The sequence below is a fragment of the Nonomuraea sp. GTA35 genome (genome assembly GCF_041950525.1).
GTDB lineage: Bacteria > Actinomycetota > Actinomycetes > Streptosporangiales > Streptosporangiaceae > Nonomuraea.
The window spans coordinates 26,972-48,506 of sequence record NZ_JBGNUV010000024.1 but is presented as its reverse complement, the minus strand read 5'-3'; the positions used below and the strand labels follow the sequence as shown (position 1 = coordinate 48,506).

At 71.1% G+C, this 21,535-nt stretch carries 18 protein-coding genes and 3 pseudogenes; 10 read left to right on the top strand and 11 right to left on the bottom strand.

The features are described from left to right. Positions 1–38: 38 nt before the first annotated feature. The 5 genes and pseudogenes from ACBJ32_RS55150 to ACBJ32_RS55130 form a co-directional block, all read right to left on the bottom strand. The gene (locus ACBJ32_RS55150; RefSeq protein ID WP_357875241.1) at positions 39–1,223 is read right to left on the bottom strand and encodes an ABC transporter permease; all 1,185 of its coding nucleotides are present in this window, start codon (positions 1,221–1,223) and stop codon (positions 39–41) included. Positions 1,224–1,409: 186 nt separating this feature from the next. Further along, a pseudogene (locus tag ACBJ32_RS55145) lies at positions 1,410–1,997 on the bottom strand (ABC transporter ATP-binding protein); the annotation flags it as partial. Continuing rightward, entirely contained in the window at positions 1,994–3,346 is a 1,353-nt protein-coding gene (locus ACBJ32_RS55140) for an efflux RND transporter periplasmic adaptor subunit (protein WP_375133656.1), read from the bottom strand. The gene ACBJ32_RS55140 and the pseudogene ACBJ32_RS55145, both read right to left, overlap by 4 nt. Positions 3,347–3,589: 243 nt before the next feature. Continuing rightward, positions 3,590–4,384 (bottom strand): pyrroline-5-carboxylate reductase, encoded by a 795-nt coding sequence (gene proC, locus ACBJ32_RS55135; RefSeq protein WP_225270901.1) that lies wholly within the window; start codon positions 4,382–4,384, stop codon positions 3,590–3,592. Between the two features lie 100 nt (positions 4,385–4,484). After that, positions 4,485–5,366: a proline dehydrogenase family protein gene (locus ACBJ32_RS55130; RefSeq protein WP_375133655.1), complete on the bottom strand. Its 882-nt coding sequence runs from the start codon at positions 5,364–5,366 to the stop codon at positions 4,485–4,487. A 62-nt stretch (positions 5,367–5,428) separates the two neighbouring features. Between ACBJ32_RS55130 and ACBJ32_RS55125 the strand changes: the two genes are divergently transcribed. Further along, complete coding sequence (locus ACBJ32_RS55125) at positions 5,429–5,893, top strand: hypothetical protein (protein WP_375133654.1); 465 nt, start codon at positions 5,429–5,431, stop codon at positions 5,891–5,893. A gap of 481 nt (positions 5,894–6,374) precedes the next feature. Here the strand turns inward: ACBJ32_RS55125 and ACBJ32_RS55120 are convergent. Further along, positions 6,375–6,683, bottom strand: a pseudogene (locus ACBJ32_RS55120) (hypothetical protein); the annotation flags it as partial. A 48-nt stretch (positions 6,684–6,731) separates the two neighbouring features. On the opposite strand from ACBJ32_RS55120, the gene dnaK reads away from it, so the two are divergent. The 6 genes and pseudogenes from dnaK (at position 6,732) to ACBJ32_RS55090 (ending at position 14,234) form a co-directional block, all read left to right on the top strand. Then, positions 6,732–8,606, top strand: a complete 1,875-nt coding sequence (gene dnaK, locus ACBJ32_RS55115) for a molecular chaperone DnaK (protein ID WP_357875228.1) — start codon at positions 6,732–6,734, stop codon at positions 8,604–8,606. Further along, a complete protein-coding gene (gene grpE, locus ACBJ32_RS55110) occupies positions 8,606–9,202 on the top strand; it encodes a nucleotide exchange factor GrpE (RefSeq protein WP_357875226.1) in 597 nt (198 codons plus the stop codon). Before dnaK ends, grpE begins: the two co-directional genes overlap by 1 nt. A gap of 23 nt (positions 9,203–9,225) precedes the next feature. Continuing rightward, positions 9,226–10,407: a molecular chaperone DnaJ gene (dnaJ, locus tag ACBJ32_RS55105; protein ID WP_375133653.1), complete on the top strand. Its 1,182-nt coding sequence runs from the start codon at positions 9,226–9,228 to the stop codon at positions 10,405–10,407. Between the two features lie 4 nt (positions 10,408–10,411). Further along, a pseudogene (locus ACBJ32_RS55100) lies at positions 10,412–10,735 on the top strand (heat shock protein transcriptional repressor HspR); the annotation flags it as partial. A gap of 33 nt (positions 10,736–10,768) precedes the next feature. Next, on the top strand, positions 10,769–13,342 hold the full coding sequence (clpB, locus tag ACBJ32_RS55095; RefSeq protein WP_375133652.1) for an ATP-dependent chaperone ClpB: 2,574 nt from the start codon (positions 10,769–10,771) through the stop codon (positions 13,340–13,342). 184 nt (positions 13,343–13,526) lie between these two features. Beyond that, entirely contained in the window at positions 13,527–14,234 is a 708-nt protein-coding gene (locus ACBJ32_RS55090) for a hypothetical protein (RefSeq protein ID WP_375133651.1), read from the top strand. Positions 14,235–14,441: 207 nt separating this feature from the next. Here the strand turns inward: ACBJ32_RS55090 and ACBJ32_RS55085 are convergent, their stop codons facing one another. Continuing rightward, complete coding sequence (locus ACBJ32_RS55085) at positions 14,442–14,972, bottom strand: tetratricopeptide repeat protein (RefSeq protein WP_253753840.1); 531 nt, start codon at positions 14,970–14,972, stop codon at positions 14,442–14,444. Positions 14,973–15,145: 173 nt separating this feature from the next. Between ACBJ32_RS55085 and ACBJ32_RS55080 the strand changes: the two genes are divergently transcribed. The 3 genes from ACBJ32_RS55080 to ACBJ32_RS55070 all read left to right on the top strand — a co-directional run bounded on the left by ACBJ32_RS55080 (position 15,146) and on the right by ACBJ32_RS55070 (position 17,077). Beyond that, the gene (locus tag ACBJ32_RS55080; protein WP_375133650.1) at positions 15,146–15,457 is read left to right on the top strand and encodes a hypothetical protein; all 312 of its coding nucleotides are present in this window, start codon (positions 15,146–15,148) and stop codon (positions 15,455–15,457) included. Positions 15,458–15,525: 68 nt separating this feature from the next. Then, positions 15,526–16,029 (top strand): SigE family RNA polymerase sigma factor, encoded by a 504-nt coding sequence (locus tag ACBJ32_RS55075; protein ID WP_375133649.1) that lies wholly within the window; start codon positions 15,526–15,528, stop codon positions 16,027–16,029. A gap of 4 nt (positions 16,030–16,033) precedes the next feature. After that, the gene (locus ACBJ32_RS55070) at positions 16,034–17,077 is read left to right on the top strand and encodes a hypothetical protein (RefSeq protein ID WP_375133648.1); all 1,044 of its coding nucleotides are present in this window, start codon (positions 16,034–16,036) and stop codon (positions 17,075–17,077) included. Here the strand turns inward: ACBJ32_RS55070 and ACBJ32_RS55065 are convergent. Genes ACBJ32_RS55065 through ACBJ32_RS55050 form a run of 4 tightly spaced genes read right to left on the bottom strand, consistent with a single transcriptional unit; the run spans position 17,074 to position 21,463 of the window. Further along, the gene (locus ACBJ32_RS55065; protein ID WP_357875329.1) at positions 17,074–17,715 is read right to left on the bottom strand and encodes a TetR family transcriptional regulator; all 642 of its coding nucleotides are present in this window, start codon (positions 17,713–17,715) and stop codon (positions 17,074–17,076) included. The genes ACBJ32_RS55070 and ACBJ32_RS55065 overlap by 4 nt on opposite strands. Positions 17,716–17,734: 19 nt before the next feature. After that, positions 17,735–19,444, bottom strand: a complete 1,710-nt coding sequence (locus ACBJ32_RS55060; protein WP_375133647.1) for an SDR family oxidoreductase — start codon at positions 19,442–19,444, stop codon at positions 17,735–17,737. A gap of 42 nt (positions 19,445–19,486) precedes the next feature. Continuing rightward, the gene (locus ACBJ32_RS55055) at positions 19,487–20,566 is read right to left on the bottom strand and encodes a CapA family protein (protein WP_375133646.1); all 1,080 of its coding nucleotides are present in this window, start codon (positions 20,564–20,566) and stop codon (positions 19,487–19,489) included. Positions 20,567–20,626: 60 nt separating this feature from the next. Then, on the bottom strand, positions 20,627–21,463 hold the full coding sequence (locus ACBJ32_RS55050) for a helix-turn-helix transcriptional regulator (protein ID WP_357875208.1): 837 nt from the start codon (positions 21,461–21,463) through the stop codon (positions 20,627–20,629). Between the last annotated feature and the right edge of the window lie 72 nt (positions 21,464–21,535).

Here is a 21,535-nt window from a genome sequence, read left to right as displayed (position 1 = left end):
GGCGGCGATCACGAGCCCCGGCCGCGACGGCTGGGATCTCACTCGGCGCGAAGGGCGATCACCGGGTCCAACCGGCCCGCCCTTCGCGCCGGCGCCACGCCGAAGAACACCCCGACCGCCGCCGACACCCCGAACGCCAGCGCGATCGACCACCACGTGATCGACGCCGGCACCTCGGTGAGCGCCGCGATGGCCAGCGAGCCGCCCACCCCGAGCAGGATCCCGATGAGCCCGCCGATCGTCGTCAGCAGCACCGCCTCGATCAGGAACTGCGCCAGGATGTCACGCTGCCTGGCGCCCAGCGCCTTGCGCAGCCCGATCTCCCTGGTCCGCTCGCGCACGCTGACCAGCATGATGTTCGACACGCCGACGCCGCCGACCAGCAGCGAGATGCCCGCGATGGCCGCCAGCACGCCGGTGAGCATGCCCAGCACGCTGCCGACCGTGCCGAGCAGCGCGGTCTGCGTGACCGCCGAGAACTGCTCGCCCGGATACCTGTCCCGCAGCGCCGCCGTCACCCGGTCCGACAGCGGATCGATCTCGTCCGGCCCGGACGCGCCCACCGCCATCCCGTTGATCCGCTCGATCCCCAGCAGCCGCTGCGCGGTCGTCACCGGGATGTGGATCTCCTGGTCGCGGGAGAGCCCGAACGTCTGCCCCACCGTGGCGTACACCCCGACCACCCGGAACCTCGCCCCCGCCACCGTCACCTGCCGCCCGATCGGGTCCAGCTCGCCGAACAGCCGGTCGGCCACCTCCGAGCCGAGCACCGCCACCCTGCGCCGGGTGTCCACGTCGGTCTCGCTCAGCGGGCGGCCCTTGTCCACGGGCCGCTCGAAGATGTTGACCAGGTTCTGATCGGTGCCGATCACCGTGACGAACGCCTCGGTCCTGCCCACGCGCACGGTCTCGCCCGACTGCAGCGACACCGTCACCTTCGACGGGTCGCCCACCACCCGCCGCACGTAGGCCACGTCGGCCAGGCCGAGCTTGCTCTGCGTGGGCGCGGCGCCGAGGCTGATGCGGCCGGGGACGACGAGGATGATGTTCGTGCCGAGGCCGGAGATCTGCTTCTCGATCTCGTCCTTCGCGCCGGTGCCGATGGCCACGAGGATCACCACGGCCAGCACGCCGATGATCACACCCAGCATGGTGAGCACGCTGCGCAGCCGGTTCACGCGCAGCGCCTCCATCGCCATGGCCAGCGCCTCACCGTTCCTCACGACCCGCCACCCCTCACGAACTGCCCCTCATGGGCCGTCGTCCCGCTCGATCAGGCCGTCCCGCACGTGGATCTGCCGTCTGGCGTGGGCGGCCACCTCTGCCTCGTGCGTGACCAGCACCACCGCCATGCCGCCTTCGGCGTTGAGCCGGTCGAGGATGGCCATCACCTCGGTCCCGCTGGCGGTGTCGAGGTTCCCGGTGGGCTCGTCGGCCAGCAGCACCTCGGGCTCGCCCACCAGCGCCCTGGCGATGGCCACGCGCTGCTGCTCGCCGCCGGACATCTGCGAGGGCCGGTGCTGCAGGCGGTGCCCGAGCCCCACCGACTCCAGCGCCGCACGGGCCCTGGCCCGCCGCTCGGCCCTGCCCAGCCCCCGGTAGACCAGCGGCAGCGCCACGTTGTCCAGCGCCGTCGTCCTGGCCAGCAGGTGGAAGGACTGGAAGACGAACCCGATCGTCCTGTTCCGCAGCTCGGCCAGCTCCCCGTCGGACAGCCGCGAGATGTCCACCCCGCCCACGCGCAGCACGCCCGAGGACGGGCGGTCGAGGCAGCCGAGCAGGTGCATGAGCGTGGACTTGCCGGACCCCGACGGGCCGACGACCGCCGCGAACTCGCCCTGGCCGATCCGCAGCGAGACGCCCCGCAGCGCCTCCACGGCCACGCCGTCGAGCTGGTAGCGGCGGGTCAGCTCGACCGCCTCGATCGCGGGCCCGCCGGCCGCCTCTCCCCGCCGGGCCCCGCCGGCCGGATCACCCTTCCCGGGCCCGCCGGTCATGGGAGGGTCTGCCCTGCCCGTACGGAGTCCGCTCCCCTGACCACGATCCGCTCGCCCACGGACAGCCCGCTCAGCACCTCCACCACCGCGTCCCCCTGGGCGCCGAGCTTGACCACGCGCCGCTGGGCCACGCCGTTCCCGACCACCCACACCACGCTCTCGCGCCCGCTGGAGACGATGGCCGAGGCGGGCGCGGCGACGGCCGACGGCGATTCGCGCACGGTCAGCCGCGCCACCGCGCTCATGCCGGGCTTGGGCGTCGGCGCCTCGGAGCCGTCGTCGAACGCGCCGGCGCCGAGCCTGAGTCGTACGGGGTAGCTGACGCCGCCGGTGGTGCCCTCCATGGGGGCGACGCCGATGCCGGTCACCGCGGCCTCGTACGTGGCGCCGGGCACCGCGTCCAGTTCGACCTCCGCCTCGACGCCCTCGCGCACGAGCAGCACGTCCGTCTCGTCCACGTCGGCGTCCAGGGTGAGCTCGGACACGTCGGTCACGGTGACGATCGGGTCGCCCGCCGAGACCGGCACCCCGGCCGCCACCGGCGTCCCCTGAGCGGACCCGCCGGCGGGCACCGGGGGCAGCTGCTGCCCGCTCCCGCCGGGGAGCCGGCCGAGCAGGCTCTCGACGCCGGGCATGCCGCCACCGCCCGACGCCCGGCCGAGCGTGACGACCCCGGCGAACGGCGCCTTGACGGTCAGCGACCGCACCGTCCGCTCGGCCACCTTGACCGCAGCCTTGGCCTGGGACCTGGAGGCGGCCTGCAACGAGGCCATGGAGCCGGACAGCCCGCTGGTGACGCCGGTCATGAGGCCGCTGATGGAGCGGTTGAGCTGGGCGGTGATCGAGGCCAGCGCCCTGGTCTGGGCCTGGTGCTGGGTCCTGGCCAGGTCGATGGCGTTCAGGAGCTGCTTGCGGGCCCGCTTGTCCTCGACCTTCGCGGCCTCCTGGCGGGCCCTGGCGAAGTGCCGCGCCACCTTGCGGTCGAAGGCGCGGGTGTCGAACGACGGCAGGCGCACGCTCGGGGCGCTGAAGCGGGCCGGAGTGGCCATCTCGGACGCCTGCCGGGCCTGGCGGAGCTGGTCCTCGGCCTGGGGCGAGCGGATCCTGGCCACGATCTGCCCCTTGCGGACGCGGTCGCCGTCGCGGACGTGGAGCCTGGCGATCGTGCCCTGGGCGGGCGAGCGCAGTGTCGCGGAGGCCCGCGCCCCGATGGTGGCGGGCGCCTCGACGACCTCGGTGACCGGCGCCCGGCGAACGTCGGCGACCTGGACGGTCGCCGGTTCCTCAGCGGTGCAACCGGTCAGCGCTAACAGGACGAGCAACGGGGCGGCCCCGTAACGAATCGTCACCCGACCCATCGTGGATCCCCGCCACCTGCCCGCACAAGCGCCCGCTCGGGCGTCCGCGTGACGGATCGCGGCCCCGGCTTCGGGAAACCACCCAGACGGTCAAGAAGACGCACGTAACGGCGGCCGGCCACGTGCGGGTTCAGCGGGCGTTCTCCTGGAGGCCCTCAGCCACGTGCGGCGGGGGGCGGTGACGCCGGCTTGCCGTAACGGATGGGTGGGTTTCGGAACACGAGGCGGGCGGCATCACCCCGACGCGAGCTGACGCCCCCGGTCGCGGGCGGCCTCGATGGCGGCCAGGAAGGCGGCGCGCACGCTGTGGCGCTCCAGCTCCGCGATGGCGGCGATCGTCGTCCCGCCCGGTGAGGTGACGGCCTCGCGCAGGATCACCGGATGCTCCCCCGAGTCGCGCAGCATCACCGCCGCCCCCACGATCGACTGGGTGACCATGTCGAGCGCGGCGGCCCGCGGCATGCCGAGCAGGATCCCCGCGTCCACCATGGCCTCGACCAGGTAGAAGAAGTAGGCGGGCCCGCTCCCGGACAGCGCCGTCGCGGCGTCCTGCTGCGACTCGGGGATCCGCAGCACCTTGCCGACCGGCTTCAGCAGCCCCTCGGCCAGCTTCAGGTGCTCCTCCCCCGCGTACGCCCCCGCCGAGATGACGCTCATCGCCTCGTCGAACCGGATCGGCGTGTTCGACATCACGCGCACCACCGGCACCTCCACCCCCAGCCGCTGCTCGACGAACGACGTGGTGATGCCGGCCGCCGCGGAGATCACCAGCCGCTCGGCGGGCACGTGGGGGGCGATCTCGGCCAGCAGCGTCCCCATGTCCTGCGGCTTGACCGCCAGGATGAGAGTGTCGGCGGCCTTGGCGGCCTCGGCGTTGGACACGGTGCGCACGCCGTACGTCTCGCGCAGCGCCTCCGCGCGCTCGGCCCTGCGCGTGGTCGCCATGATGTCGCCCGGCTTGAACCCGGCGCGCAGCAGCCCGGACAGCAGAGCCTCGCCCATCTTGCCCGTGCCCAGAATCGCGATCATTTCGGCCCCTCGGCGGAAGTATCGGAGGAAGTAGACGCTGACCTGGAGCTTATCGGCTGCCGCCGGCCACGGCGGCCGGGAGAGCGGGGGCCGGGGCCGGTCAGCCGCGCGACAGCAGCGAGCGGAGGAAGAAGGCCAGGTTGCGCGGGCGTTCGGCCAGCCTGCGCATGAGGTAGGCGTACCAGTCGGAGCCGTAGGGAACGTACACGCGCACCCGCGCCCCCAGCCCGGCCAGGCGCACCTGCTCGTCGGGCCGCACCCCGTACAACATCTGGTACTCGAACCCGCTCAGGTCACGCCCGTCGAGCACCGCCAGCGCGGAGGCGATCCGCAGCAGCCGCGGGTCGTGGGTGGCGACCATCGGGTAGCCGGTGCCGGCCATCAGCACCTTCAGGCACCGCACGAAGGAGCGGTCGATGTCGGCGGACCTGGCGTACGCGCCTGGGGCCGTGTACGCCCCCTTGCACAGCCGCACCCGCGCCCCGCCCAGCTTCTCGCAGCGGTCGAGCGAGTCCGGCAGGTACGCCTGCACGACCACCCCCACGTCGGGATGGTCCCTGCGCAGCGCGGCGTGCACGGCGTGCAGCCCGGGGATCGTGTCGTGCTCCTCGGCGTCGAGCGTGACCGTGACGCCCTTGCCCGCCGCGGCCGCGCAGATGGTGGCGGCGTTGGCGAGCGCGAGCCGCTGCGACTGCCGCAGCCCCAGCGCGGTGAGCTTGACCGACACGTCGGAGCCCGCGGGCAGCAGGTCGAGCAGCGCGACGTAGGTGGCGACGGCCGCCTCGGCCTGGGCCGGGTCGTTCACCTCCTCGCCGAGGTGGTCGGCGCTGACCAGCAGCCCGTCGCGGGTCAGCGCGCCGACCACGGCCCCGATGTCGTCGGCGACGTATCGCCTGACCACGTCCGCGGTCAGCGGGGAGGTGGTGACGAGCCGCTCGGCGCGCCGGCTCTTCGAAAGGGCGAGCATGGCCTGTCGGAGCACGCGACCCACACTAGTCACCTGAACCGGCGGGCGCTGTGATCCGTCGTAAGGGTATGCGGACAATGACAGCGACTCTCCTGGCCGGATGTCTGGCGCTCGCCACCGGCTGCGGCACGGCGGCCCCGCCGGCCGAGCGGGCCTCCACCTCGGCCGCGCAGAAGCCTCCGGCCGTGTCGAACCCGGTGGTCTCGAACCCGGTGACCACCACCCCCGCGGCGAAGGACCCCCAGCCGGTCAAGCCGACCGGCAACGCCATCAACGTCCACAAGATCCGCTGGACCAAGGCCAAGGCGGTCTCGAAGGGCAAGAAGGTGCAGCTCACCTGGTGGTCGGGGGTGGAGCCGTGCACGGTGCTCGACCGGGTCAAGGTGAAGGAGACCGCCAAGAAGGTCACGATCACCCTGTACGAGGGCACGTCGCCCAAGGCGAAGAACATGTCGTGCATCATGATCGCGGTCGAGAAGACGACGACCGTCAAGCTCAAGGGGTTCCTGGGCAAGCGCAAGATCGTGGACGGCGCCAAGTAGCGGGATGTCCACTTATGGACAACCCCAGTGACAAATGATCGATTACTTGCGATACATCGATCAGAGCACCATGGCGTGGGGGCGCCGGGGACGAGGTCACGCTCCCATGGGGGAACCCGTGAGACGGCTCTTACGCTGCCTGATTTCCGCTGCCCGGCCTCGTCGCGCCGGCGCCCGACACGAGCACTCCCCTCCGAGCCATCCCCCGAAAGCGGACCCCCGGCGACGCGCCCACCGTTCCGGGGGTCCGCCATTTCACCGGCGCACCGAGCAGTTCCCTGGACGGTCGGGCCGCTCGCGGCTCAGCCCGCCCAGCGCCCCCGCCAGCGGGCCGGTGAAGCGGGCCGCGGCGACCCTGTCGACCACCTCGTCCTCGTGGCTGCCGCCATCGCGCTCGGCCGAACCGGCTGATCGCCTTCCACCGCCTGGTCTCGGTACGGCGGTGCCGCGCGACCAGGTTGGTGGCGATCCCGTACAGCCACGGCCGCACGGCGCCCGCCGAGGCGTCGTAGCCCCCGCTGACCGCGATGAGGAACACGTCGGCCACGAGGTCGTCCGCCACGTCCTCCGACAGCCGCCGCGCGATGTAGCGGCGGATCTCGGCAAAGTGCGTGCCGAACAGATCGGGAGGCAGATCAGGAGGCAGATCGGGAGGAACCCCTAACCGCTCAGGCCCGTTACGCGTGTTGTGCACTGTCACGCCCGTTCTTGCCCTTTCGGCGGGAATGCTTTCACACTCATCGAGGTTGAGTCGGGTAGGCTCAAGTCGTTTGACAAAGACGACACGCATCCATAGGTTGAGTCCAACCGACTCAACTTTGATCACAAGGACGTACTCATGGCACGTGCGGTAGGTATCGACCTTGGGACGACCAACTCCGTCGTCTCGATCCTCGAGGGCGGTGAGCCCACCGTCATCGCCAACGCGCAGGGCTCGCGGACCACGCCGTCCGTGGTCGCCTTCGCGAAGAACGGCGAGGTCCTCGTCGGCGAGGTCGCCAAGCGGCAGGCCGTCACCAACGTGGACCGCACGATCCGCTCGGTCAAGCGCGAGATGGGCACCAACTGGTCCCAGGAGATCGACGGGAAGAAGTTCTCGCCCCAGCAGATCAGCGCCTTCGTCCTGCAGAAGCTCAAGCAGGACGCCGAGGCCTACCTGGGCGAGAAGATCACCGACGCGGTGATCACCGTCCCGGCCTACTTCAACGACGCCCAGCGCCAGGCCACCAAGGAAGCCGGCACGATCGCGGGCCTCAACGTGCTCCGCATCATCAACGAGCCGACCGCGGCGGCCCTCGCCTACGGGCTCGACAAGGAGCAGGACCAGACGATCCTCGTCTTCGACCTCGGTGGTGGCACCTTCGACGTGTCGCTGCTCGACGTCGGCCAGGAGGACGGCCACGGCTTCGTCGAGGTCAAGGCGACCTCCGGTGACAACCACCTCGGCGGCGACGACTGGGACCAGCGCGTCGTCGACGAGCTCGTCAAGCGCTTCCAGAACGCGCACGGCGTCGACCTGGCCAAGGACAAGATGGCGCTCCAGCGCCTGCGCGAGGCGGCCGAGAAGGCCAAGATCGAGCTGTCCAGCCAGTCCGAGACCAACATCAACCTCCCCTACATCACGGCTTCCTCCGAGGGCCCCCTGCACCTCGACGAGAAGCTGACGCGCTCGGAGTTCCAGCGCCTGACGGCCGACCTGCTCGAGCGCACCAAGGGCCCGTTCCACCAGGTCATCAAGGACGCCGGCATCAAGGTCTCCGACATCGCGCACGTCGTGCTCGTCGGCGGCTCGACCCGCATGCCCGCCGTCTCCGAGCTCGTCAAGGAGCTGACCGGCGGCAAGGAGCCCAACAAGGGCGTCAACCCCGACGAGGTCGTGGCCATCGGCGCCGCGCTCCAGGCCGGCGTGCTCAAGGGCGAGGTCAAGGACGTCCTGCTGCTCGACGTGACCCCGCTGTCGCTGGGCATCGAGACCAAGGGCGGCATCTTCACCAAGATCATCGAGCGCAACACGACGATCCCGACCAAGCGCTCCGAGGTCTTCACCACGGCCGAGGACAACCAGCCGTCGGTGCAGATCCAGGTCTACCAGGGCGAGCGCGAGATCGCCTCCTACAACAAGAAGCTGGCGACCTTCGAGCTGACCGGCATCGCGCCGGCGCCGCGCGGCATCCCGCAGATCGAGGTCACCTTCGACATCGACGCCAACGGCATCGTCAACGTCTCCGCCAAGGACCTGGGCACGGGCAAGGAGCAGACGATGACGATCACCGGCGGCTCGGCGCTGCCGAAGGACGACATCGAGCGCATGATGCGCGAGGCCGAGTCGTACGCCGAGGAGGACAAGAAGCGCCGCGAGGAGGCCGAGGTCCGCAACAACGCGGACGGTCTGGCCTACCAGACGGAGAAGTTCCTCCGCGAGAACGACGACAAGGTCCCCGGCGAGATCAAGACCGAGGTCAACGACGCCCTGGCCGAGCTGAAGAAGGCTCTGGAGGGCACCGACACCGACCTCATCCGCACCTCGGCGGAGAAGCTCGCCACGGTCAGCCAGAAGATGGGCTCGGCGATCTACGCCGCGAGCCAGGGCCAGCAGGCCGGCGGCGAGGGCGCCCCGCAGGACGCCACGGCCGGTCAGGACCAGCAGAAGGCCGACGACGACGTGGTCGAGGCCGAGATCGTCGACGACGACCAGCCGAAGAAGGACCAGTGATGCCGCCGCGTGACAACGGGCACGAGGAGCCGGTGATCCGCGACAACCGCAAGATCGACCCGGAGACGGGTCAGGTCAGGGAGTCCGTCCCCGCCGACGTCCAGGAGGGCGCCGAGCAGGCGCCCGCCCCGGCCGGCAACGGCGAGCTGGAGGCCCAGCTCGCCGAGCGGACCGCGGACCTGCAGCGCCTCCAGGCCGAGTACGTCAACTACCGCAGGCGGGTCGAGCGCGACCGCGCCGCGGTGCGCGAGCAAGCGGTCGCCGGAGCGCTGACGGACCTCCTGCCCGTGCTCGACGACATCGGCAGGGCCCGCGACCACGGTGAGCTGACCGGCGGCTTCGCGAAGGTGGCGGAGTCGCTGGAGTCGGCGCTCACCAAGCTGGGCCTCAGCGCCTTCGGGCAGAAGGGCGAGCCGTTCGACCCGACCGTCCACGAGGCGCTGATGCACAGCTATTCGCCGGACGTGAGCGAGCCAACGGCCGTCGAAGTGTTGCAGCCTGGATACCGGATGGGTGACAGGGTGCTGCGCCCGGCGCGGGTGGCCGTCGCCGAGCCCGAGGACGCCCCTGCCGCGTCCGATGACGACGAAAACTAAGGCATTAGGACGAAGGGCCGTAGATGAGCACCAAGGACTACCTGGAAAAGGACTACTACGCCGTCCTTGGTGTGCCCAAGACCGCCACCGCCGACGAGATCAAGAAGGCCTACCGGAAGCTGGCCAGGCAGTACCACCCCGACACCAACCAGGGTGACGCGACCAAGGAGACCAAGTTCAAGGAGGTCTCCGAGGCGTACGACGTCCTGTCCGACAGCAAGCGCCGCAAGGAGTACGACGAGGCGCGCACGCTGTTCGGGTCCGGGGTGGGCGGTCAGCGTCCAGGCGGTGGCGGTTTCCCGTTCGACTTCGGTGACCTGTTCGGCGGCACCGCCCAGCAGACCGGTCACGGCGGGAGCGCGGGCGAGCGGCTCGGCGACCTGTTCGGCGGGCTGTTCAACCGCGGGGGCGGCACCGGCCGCACCACCGGCACGACCCGCCCCCGGCGTGGCCAGGACGTCGAGTCCGAGGTGACGCTGACGTTCACCGAAGCCGTCGAGGGCACCACCGTGTCACTCAGGCTGACCAGCTCCGCCGCCTGCACCGCGTGCAGCGGCACCGGCGCCAAGGCGGGCACGACCCCCAGGGTCTGCCCCACCTGCGAGGGCACCGGCGCGGCCAGCCGCAACCTCGGCAACTTCGCCTTCTCCGAGCCCTGCCGCGACTGCAAGGGCCGCGGGCTGCTCGTGGACGACCCCTGCCCCGTGTGCGAGGGCAGCGGCCGCGCCAAGAGCACCCGCACCATCCAGGCGCGCATTCCCGCGGGGGTGGCCGACGGCCAGCGGGTCAAGCTCAAGGGCAAGGGGGCGCCGGGCGAGAACGGCGGCCCGGCGGGCGACCTCTACATCCAGACGAACGTCAAGCCGCACGCCGTGTTCGGCCGGGCGGGCGACAACCTGACGATCACGGTCCCCGTGACGTTCACGGAGGCCGCGCTGGGTGCCGAGATCAAGGTGCCGATCCTCAAGGGCATGCCGGTCACGCTGCGCATTCCCGCGGGCACCCCCAACGGGCGCACGTTCCGCGTCCGGGGCAGGGGTGTCACCAGGAAGGACGGCACCAAGGGCGACCTGCTCGCCAGCGTCGAGGTGGTCGTGCCGAAGACGCTCGACGACAAGTCGCGTGAGCTGCTCAACGAGTTCAACACCGCGCACGCGAGTGACGACCCGCGCGCAGAGCTCATTCAGCGAGCCAGAAGCGAGTAAGCCGATGGACGCCAACTACTTCGATCTGTCAGACGACACCCCTGTCTATGTGATCTCGGTGGCCGCGCAGCTCTCCGGGCTCCACCCGCAGACGCTGCGGCAGTACGACCGGCTCGGCCTGGTCAGTCCTGGGCGTACGGCGGGGCGCGGCCGCCTCTACTCCACGAGAGACATCATCCAGCTCCGCGAGGTGCAGCGGCTCTCCCAGGAAGAGGGCATCAACCTCGCGGGGATCAAGCGGATTCTCGAGCTCGAGAACGAAGCCCTGCGGCTGCGCGAGGAGGTTCACCGCCTGCGTGCCGAGATGCGCATGGTCAGAGCCTTGATCCGCTACGAGCTGCCACCGGGGGCCTAGAAGGACATGGACTACAAGCTCACCCAGAAGAGCCAGGAAGCGCTCTCGGGTGCCATGCGGCGTGCCGCCGCCGAGGGCAACCCGGAGATCTCCCCGGCCCACCTGCTGACCACGCTGCTCTCCCAGACGGGCGGCACCGCCGTGCCGCTGCTCGAGGCCGTCGGCGCCGACTGGCGCACGCTGCGGGCCCGCACGGAGGAGCAGCTCGCGGCGCTGCCGAAGGCGCAGGGCTCGACGGTGGGGGCGCCGTCCAGCTCCCGCCAGCTCCTGACGGTGCTGAACACCGCCGCCCAGCACGCCAACCGCCTGGAGGACCTCTACGTCTCGACCGAGCACCTCCTGGTCGGCCTGGCCGCCGACGGGGGCCAGTCGGCCGAGCTGCTCAAGTCGCAGGGCGCGACGCCGCAGGCGCTGCTCGACGCGTTCGAGAAGGTACGCGGCAACGCCCGCGTCACCAGCGAGACCCCTGAGGACACCTACCAGGCGCTGGAGAAGTACGGCGTCGACCTGACCGAGCGGGCCCGCGGCGGCAAGCTCGACCCGGTGATCGGCCGTGACACGGAGATCCGTCGCGTGGTCCAGGTGCTCAGCCGCCGCACCAAGAACAACCCGGTGCTCATCGGCGAGCCCGGCGTCGGCAAGACGGCGGTCGTCGAGGGCCTGGCCCAGCGCATCGTGGCCGGCGACGTGCCGGAGTCGCTGCGCAACAAGCGGCTCATCTCGCTCGACCTGGGCGCGATGGTGGCCGGCGCGAAGTACCGCGGCGAGTTCGAGGAGCGGCTCAAGGCCGTGCTCTCCGAGATCAAGGAGAGCAACGGGCAGATCGTGACGTTCATCGACGAGCTGCACACCGTCGTCGGCGCGGGGGCCGCCGAGGGCGCGATGGACGCCGGCAACATGCTCAAGCCCATGCTGGCCCGCGGCGAGCTGCGCATGATCGGTGCGACCACGCTCGACGAGTACCGCGAGCGCATCGAGAAGGACCCGGCGCTGGAGCGCCGCTTCCAGCAGGTCTACGTGGGCGAGCCCACGGTCGAGGACACGATCGCGATCCTGCGCGGGCTCAAGGGCCGCTACGAGGCCCACCACCAGGTGCAGATCGCCGACAGCGCGCTGGTGGCCGCCGCCGCGCTGTCCGACCGCTACATCACCAACCGCTTCCTCCCCGACAAGGCCATCGACCTGGTCGACGAGGCCGCCTCGCGGCTGCGCATGGAGATCGACTCCCGTCCCGTGGAGATCGACCAGCTCCAGCGCAACGTGGACCGGATGAAGATGGAGGAGCTGGCCCTGTCGAAGGAGACCGACGAGGCCTCCGTCCAGCGGCTCGAACGGCTCCGCCAGGAGCTGGCCGACCGCCAGGAGGAGCTCAACGCCCTCGTCGGCCGCTGGGAGCACGAGAAGGCCGGCCTCAACAAGGTCGGTGAGCTGAAGAAGCAGCTCGACGAGGCGCGCGGCTCGGCCGAGCGGGCCCAGCGCGACGGCGACTTCGAGGCGGCCTCCCGGCTGATGTACGCCGAGGTGCCCCGGCTGGAGCAGGCGCTGAAGGCCGCCTCCGAGGCCGCGCCGCCCGAGAACGCCATGGTCAAGGAGGAGGTCGGCGCCGACGACATCGCCGAGGTGATCTCGTCGTGGACCGGCATCCCCGCCGGGCGCCTGCTGGAGGCCGAGACGGCCAAGCTGCTGCGCATGGAGGAGGAGCTGGGCAGGCGCCTCATCGGCCAGCAGCAGGCCGTACAGGCCGTCTCCGACGCCGTACGCCGCAGCCGGGCCGGCATCGCCGACCCCGACAGGCCGACGGGCTCGTTCCTGTTCCTCGGCCCCACCGGCGTGGGCAAGACCGAGCTGGCCAAGGCGCTGGCGGAGTTCCTGTTCGACGACGAGCGGGCGATGACCCGCATCGACATGAGCGAGTACTCCGAGAAGCACAGCGTGGCCAGGCTGGTCGGCGCGCCTCCCGGTTACGTCGGCTACGAGGAGGGCGGCCAGCTCACCGAGGCCGTCAGGCGGCGCCCGTACACCGTGGTGCTGCTCGACGAGGTCGAGAAGGCCCATCCCGAGGTGTTCGACATCCTGCTGCAGGTGCTCGACGACGGGCGGCTGACCGACGGCCAGGGCCGCACGGTCGACTTCCGCAACACGATCCTGATCCTGACCTCCAACATCGGCTCGCAGTTCCTCGTCGATCCGGCGCTGGAGAACGGCGCGAAGCGCGAGGCGGTGATGGGGGCGGTGCGCAGCTCGTTCAAGCCGGAGTTCCTCAACCGGCTCGACGACGTGATCCTCTTCGACGCGCTCGGCTCGGAGGAGCTGGCGCAGATCGTCGACCTGCAGGTCGAGCGCCTGGCCAGGCGCCTGGCCGACCGCAGGCTGACGCTGGAGGTCACGCCGGCGGCCCGCGAGTGGCTGGCGCTGACGGGCTACGACCCGCTGTACGGCGCCCGCCCGCTGCGCCGCCTGGTCCAGTCCGCCATCGGCGACAAGCTGGCCAAGGCGGTGCTGTCCGGCGAGGTCGCCGACGGCGACAAGGTCATGGTGGAGCTGGGCGACGACGAGCTGCTCGTCCAGCGAGCGGCCTAGAGCCCGGTTCCGGAGCCCGGGGATCCTGGCGATCCCCGGGCTCCGGCGTGTCATGGCACGGTCATCGGGCCACCCGCTCGGTAAGGTTCGCCCCACTCTTCGGACAAGCCGTGCTCCCCCGGCCCGGCGGGTGACTACGTTCAGCGTTCGTCAGATCACCGACATCGACTCAGGGGGACGTGCGGTGTCATTCCAGAAGTTCCGGAGCATGGTCGCGGTGGCCGCTCTGACCGCCGGCGTCAGCTGGCTGTTCGCCGGCGCCGCCACGGCCGGCAACTGTGCCGAGACCGCGGTGCTGTCGCCCAGCTCGGTCGTCTCGACGTGCGACGGCCCAGCCGCGCTGCACATCGAGCAGAGCGGCACCGCGGGCAGCCGCATGATCACCAGCGAGAGCAACAAGGTGGCCATGGCGGCCGGCGAGATGGCCAGGCACATCGGCTACACCGGCGTGGCGACGGGCAAGGAGGTGCTGCGCATGGCGGACGTGAGCGGCGCGGGGGCCACCTGGGGCCTGTCCTCGCTGTTCTCGGCCTCTCCCGCGCTGTTCCCCATGGTGCCGGGTCCGGCCGGGGTGGCGGATCTGGCGACCAGGGCGAACCTGCCGCCGTTCCCGCCGCTCCCGGTGCTGCCCGAGGTGCCGGGGACGCCGCTGGACAGCAGGCTGCCGCACGAGATGACCATGGGCCAGGGCCCCTTCCACAACCGCGTCGTCGGCACCGGGCTCGACTCGCCGCTGGCCCTGCAGAAGCCGGTCAGCGAGGTCAGCTCCGAGCTCATCGGCCAGGTGCTGCCGAAGGCGGTGGACGGCCTCCAAGGCATCTCGATCCTGCCGGGCGGCGGGTCCGGGGCGTCCGGGCTCACCGACGCCGTGGGCGATCTCGGGCTGAACTGAGCCACCCTGTCCGGGCGTGGACCGTGCCTGCCACGCCCGGCTTCCCCTGGCCGAGGGGTCGCGGTCCCTCCGAACGGACCGTGCGGGGATCGCGGCCCCTCCGGCGAGCACGACCCGGCGCAGCCCCGCCTCATCCGCCGGAGCGTACGCGGGCACGGCTGTACGAGCCCTGCCCCAGCGGGCGGGCCCAGCAGCCGCGCGGCCGCCTCAGGAGACGAGCTCGTCCAGCTCGTCCTCGGGAAGCCCGAGATCGACCCTGATGCGGTAGCGGGTGCGCAGCAGCGCCACCTGCTCCGGATCGTTCTCGTCACACCGCAGGGCGGCCTGGGTGGCCCAGTCGAGGCCCCCCTGGAGATCGCCATAGGCGACCAGCGTCTCGGCGATCGTGTGAGCCGTCGCCGTGGAGACGTTTCCCTCCGCGCGTATCGTCTCGATGACCTCCCTCGCCTCGTCGGGCCTGTCGAGCTCGAAGAGCGTGTCGGCGATGCCGGCACGCGGGTCGAAACCCGCCTCGCCACCGTCCTCGACCGCGCGCTGGAAACACTCCATCGCGCGCGCCGGCTGTCCCGCCGCTCGCCACTCCTCGGCGGCGAGAACCAGGATCGAAGCCCTGGAAACGTCGCCGGACGAGTAGTCGAGAGCGACGTCGTACAGCCGGCTGGCCAGGGAGTCGTGGTCGTCGGCCAACAGCGCCTGCTCAAGCAGACGATCAAGGTGCTCACGGGTCACATGCGCCACACCGCGAGACTACCGAGCCACCCGGGCCTTTGCCCGGTCAATCCGCATCGCCGGTCACGTGCAAATTCGGTAACGTCCCGCCCAAGCCTGCTCACCATGTGCGTGTTCGCGCAGGTCACCGGGCATATACCAGTCCACTTTGCCGCCACGCGAGCGGAGGGACTGTGATGGGTATGTCCAAGCAGATGACCTTCACGCTGGCCTGTGCTGTCGTGCTGTCGGCCGTCGTGCCCGGAGTCGCCGGCTATCTGTCGGCCCGTTTGGAGGCCGTCGAGACCGCCGAACGCAACCTGCGGGCGCTGGAGGCCCGCCTCAGCGTGCGCGAGGCCAGGGACACGCGCGCGGTCTCGCTTCCCGCCCCGTGCCTGCGCACGCCGGTCACGCCGCGCCTGCACCAGGTGCCCGCCACCGCGCTCGGGGACCACGGCAAGCGCTGGCTCCGCGACGTGCCGGCCTGGCTGGCCGAGCCGCCGGCCGCGCAGTAATCCGCGGGCAACCTTCCCGCCGGTCACCGGCGTCGTACGGGTGACCGACGGTGGAGAGAGGCTCGCGCATGGCGGATCGATCGGAGTACGACGCGTTCGTCGCGGCGGCGTGGCATCGGTTGCTCCGCACGGCCTACCTGCTCACCAGGGACTGGGCGGTGGCCGAGGACCTGGTGCAGACGGCGCTGATGAAGGCGTGGCTGGCCTGGGGGCGGATCAGGGACGAGCACGAGGCGTACGTCCGCAAGATCATTGTGAACGTGCACGTGTCGTGGTGGCGGCGGCGCTGGCGGCAGGTGGAGCTGACCACCGGGGCGCCGCCCGACCATCCCGAGATCGCCGACCGCATGGGGCAGGCGGACGAGCGAGAGCTGGTCTGGCAGGCCCTGGGCCGGCTGCCCGCCCGCCAGCGGGCCGTGATCGTGCTGCGCTTCTTCGAGGACATGACCGAGGCCCAGGCCGCCGCGACGCTGGGCTGCAGCGTCGGCACGGTCAAGAGCCAGACCAGCAAGGCGCTGGCCAAGCTGCGGATCGACGAGTCGGTCACGACCGCGTACGCGAGAGAGGGGTAGGGACGTGCCCGTCAGCCGTCAGGACCTGCATGACCTGCTGGAGGAGCGCAGCCGCCCCGCCCTGGAGCGGCCGGTCCCGTGGGACCGCCTGCGCACCCGTACGCGGGCCGCCAGGCGCCGCCGTCTGGTCGCGGTCGCGGTCGCCGGGGCCGCCGCCGCGTCGGTCGTGGTGGCGGGCATGCTCGTCGCGCCGTGGTCACCCGCCCAGGTGGCCCAGCTCCGCGAAGCGGACCCTCCGATCACCGCCGTCTCGCCCCACCTGCTCCCGGCGAGTTTCGAGGAGCCGGACGGCACGGTCTACCACCGGATCGCCACGGCGACGCTGGACGCGCCGAAGAGGTCCGAGGTGACGTTCGAGGTGAAGGTGAGCGGGAAGCCGCTGGCCATCATGGCGAGCTGCCCGTCGAGAGCGCCCGGCGCGGTGCCGCACGTGACCGTCGAGAAGCCGGTCGAGCGGTGGGCCGCCCTGACGCCGGTGCCCGGCTTGAGCGCGGCGTGCACCTCCAACCGGCCCGTGGACGTGATCCCGCTGCCCGCGGGCACGCGGCAGGCCACGTTCTCCATCACCATGCCGAAGTCGCGGGAGCAGCCCAAGGCGTGGCGGTTCGGCGTCTACGAATGGACTCCTCCCAGCACCATGAAGACCCCCGCACCCCCCGTCGCGCCGCCGAAGGCGTTCGGCGGCCCGTCGGGGGACGAGTACCGGCTGGTCGCCACGCGGAGCGTCACCTGGCCGGCGAGCCGCGAGGTGACCCTCACCGTCCCCGCCACCGGGCGGGCGCCGGTCCTGATGGTCTACTGCGGCGACGGGATCGCGCGCCGGCTGAGCGAGGAGATCTTCGTCAACGGCCGGCTGGAGAAGGAACTGCGCGGCGATTGCGCGGCCCCGCCCACCACCCACAGCCAGGGCTACACCGTCCTGGGCCGCAAGAACCTGCCCGGCCCCGGCGGCACGACGACCATCAAGGTCAGGGTTTCGTCCCCGATCCCCGAGTACGAGCGCCGCCCCGGCACCCTGACCGTCGCCGTCTACGACTCCCCGCGCTAGCGCGGCGACCAGGATCTGAGCTGGCGGGTCAGGAACCCCCTGATCAGCTGCTTGGCCGCGTCGATCATCTCGGGCCGGCCCTCGGGATCTCGGCGGAAGGCCAGCTTCAGCACGGCGTCGCCCGCCTCGACGGCCACGAGCACGGCCAGGTCGAGCTCGGGGCTGTCGGCCAGCCCGAACTCCTTCAGGAACAGGCCGCGCAGCCGCCCCGCGATCACCGTGTTGTTGTCGGAGTCGGAGTCGAGCAGGTTGAGGTCGACGACGTCGCCGAAGTGCAGGCTCTTGAAGCCGGAGACCGTCCTGTGCATGTCCACGTAGATGTCGATGATCGCGTCGACGGCCTCCCACCAGCCGCGATAGTCCTCCTCGAGGAACCTGCGATCGACTCTGCGGACGAACTCCTCGACGTTGCGCCGGGTGAGCTCCTGGGTGATGGCCCGTTTGTCGGGGAAGAACTGGTAGACGGACCCGATGGCCACGCCCGCCCGCTCGGCTATGCGGGTGGTGGACAGGGCCTCGTAACCGGTCTCGTCGAGAAGCTCGGCACACGCGTCGAGCATGCGCTCGACGCGCCGGGCGCTGCGGCGCTGTGCTGGCTGCCGCCTGAGGGCGTTGGGGTGGACGCACTCGTCGTCCATTTGCGGCGAAGACACGGATTCATCTTCTCCTGTATGGGCGATCGTTACCCGCCAATTTGCTCAACCGGGCCAGCCCGCGCATCGCCCGCGGCGAAATCCGGGACAGCGCATAGCCGATTTTCCCCTCGGCGTTCACGGGGACGATCGCCTGGTTTCTGTGCACGGCCCGCAGAATGTGCGCGGCCACGCGTTCCGGCGGGTATCCGCGCCGCGCCAGCCCCCGTACGGCCTCCGCGCGCAGGCTCTCCTTCGTGTACGTGGCGTGGCTCGCGATGCCGGTGGAGACGAATCCGGGGCAGATGGTGCTGACGCCGATGCCGTGACCCGCCAGCTCGGCCCTGAGGCAGTCGCTGAGCATCTTCACGGCCGCCTTGGAGGTCGAGTACGCCGGCAGCACCTGGGAGGGCGCGAACGCGGCCAGGGAGGCGACGTTGACGATGTGCCCGCCCTGCCCCCGCTCGGCCATGGCGGCGCCGAAGAGCCGGCAGCCGTGGACGACGCCCCACAGATTGACGTCGATGGTCCTGCGCCAGTCGTCGAGAGTATGGTCGAGGAACGCCCCCGCGACGGCGATCCCCGCATTGTTCACCACAATATCCGGCACGCCATATTCAGTGATGATATTTCGCGAAAAATCCTCCATCGCAGCGGCATTCGCCACATCGACCTGCACGCCGTAAGCCGTAATCCGAAGGTCTCTCGCAATACCGTCCGCCACCCGCTTCGCGGCATCGATATCGATATCCGCACAGACCACTTCCGCCCCGTGCGCCGCGAACGCCCGAGCCGTCGCCCGCCCGATCCCGGACCCCGCGCCGGTGACCACCACCAGCCGCCCGCCGAACGCCCCGGCCGCCCGCGCGCGCCGCAACTCCCCGCTCGCGGGCCCGCCCTCGACGTGCTCCACGAACTCCGCGATCATCCCGGCCACGGCCTCGGGCCTGCTCCGGTGCGCCCAGTGCCCGGCCACGATCCTCCGGTGCCACAGCCTGGGCGCCCACCGCCCCACAGCGGCCAGCAGCGCCGGGGTGACGTACGCGTCGCGCGTGGCCTCGACGATCTGCACCGGCACGCCGGGCACGCGCGGATCGAGCCCGGAGCCCGGCATGTTGCACCGGTAGAGCGCGAGCCCGTTGACCCCGTCCCTGACCAGGGTCGCCGCCGGATGGCCCGCCCGCGGCGCGATGCCGTCGCCGCGCAGGGCGCGCGTGACCAGCCACGGCAGCACGGACCGCCACGCCAGCTCGGGCAGCACCGGGAGCCGGAACGCCCCGATGTACCAGGACCTGGCCCGCTGCGCCGCCACGTCGCGCCGCCGCCCGTGCCGGGTGAAGTCCGCCGCCTGCCGCAGCCCTGGCCCGCCCAGGCTGGTGAACGAGGCCAGCCGATCCCTGACGCCCGGCCGACCCAGCGCCTCCCAGCCCTGGAGCGAGCCCCAGTCGTGCCCCACGAGGTGCACCTGGGCCCGTCCCACGGCGTCGAGCACGGCCTCCAGGTCGCCGATCAGCCGGTCGAACCCGTAGTCGCGCCGGTCCGCCGGCCCGGTCGACGCCCCGGCGCCGCGCACGTCGTAACGCACCACGTGGAAGCGGTCGCGCAGCAGCCCGGCCACCTCGTCCCAGACGCGATGCGTGTCGGGGTAGCCGTGCAGGAGCAGCACGGCGGGCCTGCCGGGATCGCCCTCCTCGAACACCGCCAGCCGCACGTCACCGGACTCGACCATCCGCATCGCGACCTCCTATTGGACGAATTGTCCAGTAGAATAGATCGATCAGGGCCGGGCGGCCAGGCCCGTGCAGGAACGCAGTGCCTTCCAGTCGGCCACGGCACTGGTGCGGGCCGGCCCCGTCATCGGGATCGGGATACCCCCCTGGATCGTGGCCGGAGTCCACGAATCCTTCAAGATCTTGCGACCGTTGATGGTCAGCGTCAGCACGCCCGTCCTGCCGGTGGTGGCCGGGTTGGAGTTGTAGAAGACGAAGTTGCCCATGCCGTAGTTGACGTAGGCGTCGCCGAGGTAGCCGGAGCCGAGCAGGATGTGCGCGTGCCCGCCGACCACCACGTCGGCGCCGGCCTTGACCAGCTTGGGAGCCAGCGAGAGCTGCGCCGCGTTGGGACACTTCTGCATCTCGGTGCCCCAGTGCAGGTGGACGATCACGGTGTCGGAGTTCTTGCGGGCCTGGCGTACCGCGCGCAGCAGGGCCGGCTCGTTCTTCGCCGAGGCCAGCCCGCCCTGGTCCGCCGTGGCGGTCCACGACTGGATGAACTCCGCGTCCAGCACCTGCGTGGCCCCGATGATCGCCACCCGGTTGCCGTTCACGGTCTTGCGGAACGGCCGGTACGCCTGCGCCGCGTCCGCCCCGATCCCCACCACGGGGAACCTGCTGCGCTTGACCGCCGCCAGCGAGTCGGCCAGCCCGGTCTCCATGTAGTCCATGCCGTGGTTGTTGGCCATGGAGGCGACGTCCACCCCGGCGGCCTTCAGCGCGGTCAGCGCGCTCGACGGCGCCCTGAACGTGTACTGCTTGCCGGGCGCCGGCGTCCCTCCCGTGGTGATGGCCGTCTCCAGGTTCACCATCGCCAAGTCGGCCTTGCGCAGCACGCTCGCGATCGGCCCGAGCGCCGTGCGCGGATTGTTGAGCCGTGGCCGCAGGATGCCCTCGAAATGCACGTCCCCGCCGAAGGCGATGGTGAACGGCTCGCGCTCGGGGGTCGGCTTGGCCGTCCTCTCCTCCGTCTGCTCCGGGGTGGCGGCCACCTCCTTGCTCTGGAGCTGGCGTTCGGGCGCCGCCGAGCACGCGGCCAGTAATCCGACGACAGCGATCACCGGGAGGGCTTGGGGGAGTCTCATCTGCCGCCACTTCCGCTCGAAACCTGTCTTACAGGGATCGAGCATGCCATGTGGGGCGGATTACCGCGCAGGCTCCCTAATGCTCATCAACCTGGACATAGCCAGTCGAGTCTTGTCATCCATGGGGGTGTAGACGATCAGCCGGATCTCCGGCATCGCCGTCAGGCTGGTCGTGCTGAAGCGCAGCCTGCCGTGCTCCCGGTGCTTGTAGCCCTTCACCCTGGGCCCCGGATCGGCCACGTCCTGCCGCGCCCACAACCGGGCGAACTCGGCGCTCTCCGCGCTGAGCCGGCGGACGAAGTCCTGCCAGCACGGGGAGTCGGCATGCCGGCTGTAGGCGCCCCTGAAGACGGCCACCGCCCGGGCCAGCTCGTGGTCGCGGTCGAGCAGCCGCGTCATGGGCGCGGGGTACACGCAGGCCTGCCAGAGGGAGTTGCGCTCCCCCTCCGGCGCCCCGACCAGTTCGGGGAACAGGGCGGCGTACGCGTCGTTCCAGGCCAGCACGTCGCACCGGCTGTTGGACACGCAGGCCGGCATGTCGCCGAGCCGGTCGAGTATCCCCTGCATCTCGGGCGTCACCTGGCCGGAGTTCACGGGGATCGGATCGGCCGCCTGCCCGGCCAGCCGGTAGAGGTGGTGGCGCTCGGCGCTGTCGAGCCTGAGCGTGCGGGAGATCGCGTCGAGCACCTGCGGGCTGGCGTTGATCGGCCGCCCCTGCTCCAGCCACGTGTACCAGGTGACCCCCACCCCGGCGAGCTGGGCGACCTCCTCGCGGCGCAGCCCGGGCGTCCGCCTGCGCGGGCCGGGGGCGAGATCGACCATCTCCGGCGTGATCCGCTCCCGCCGCGAGCGCAGGAACGCCGACAGGTCGGTACGTCTTGCCTCTACCACGGTCATTTCTCCACTATGGGGGCACAAGGGGAGCTTATCCAGTTAGCACCAGTACCAGTATAAATAGGCTCTCGTTAC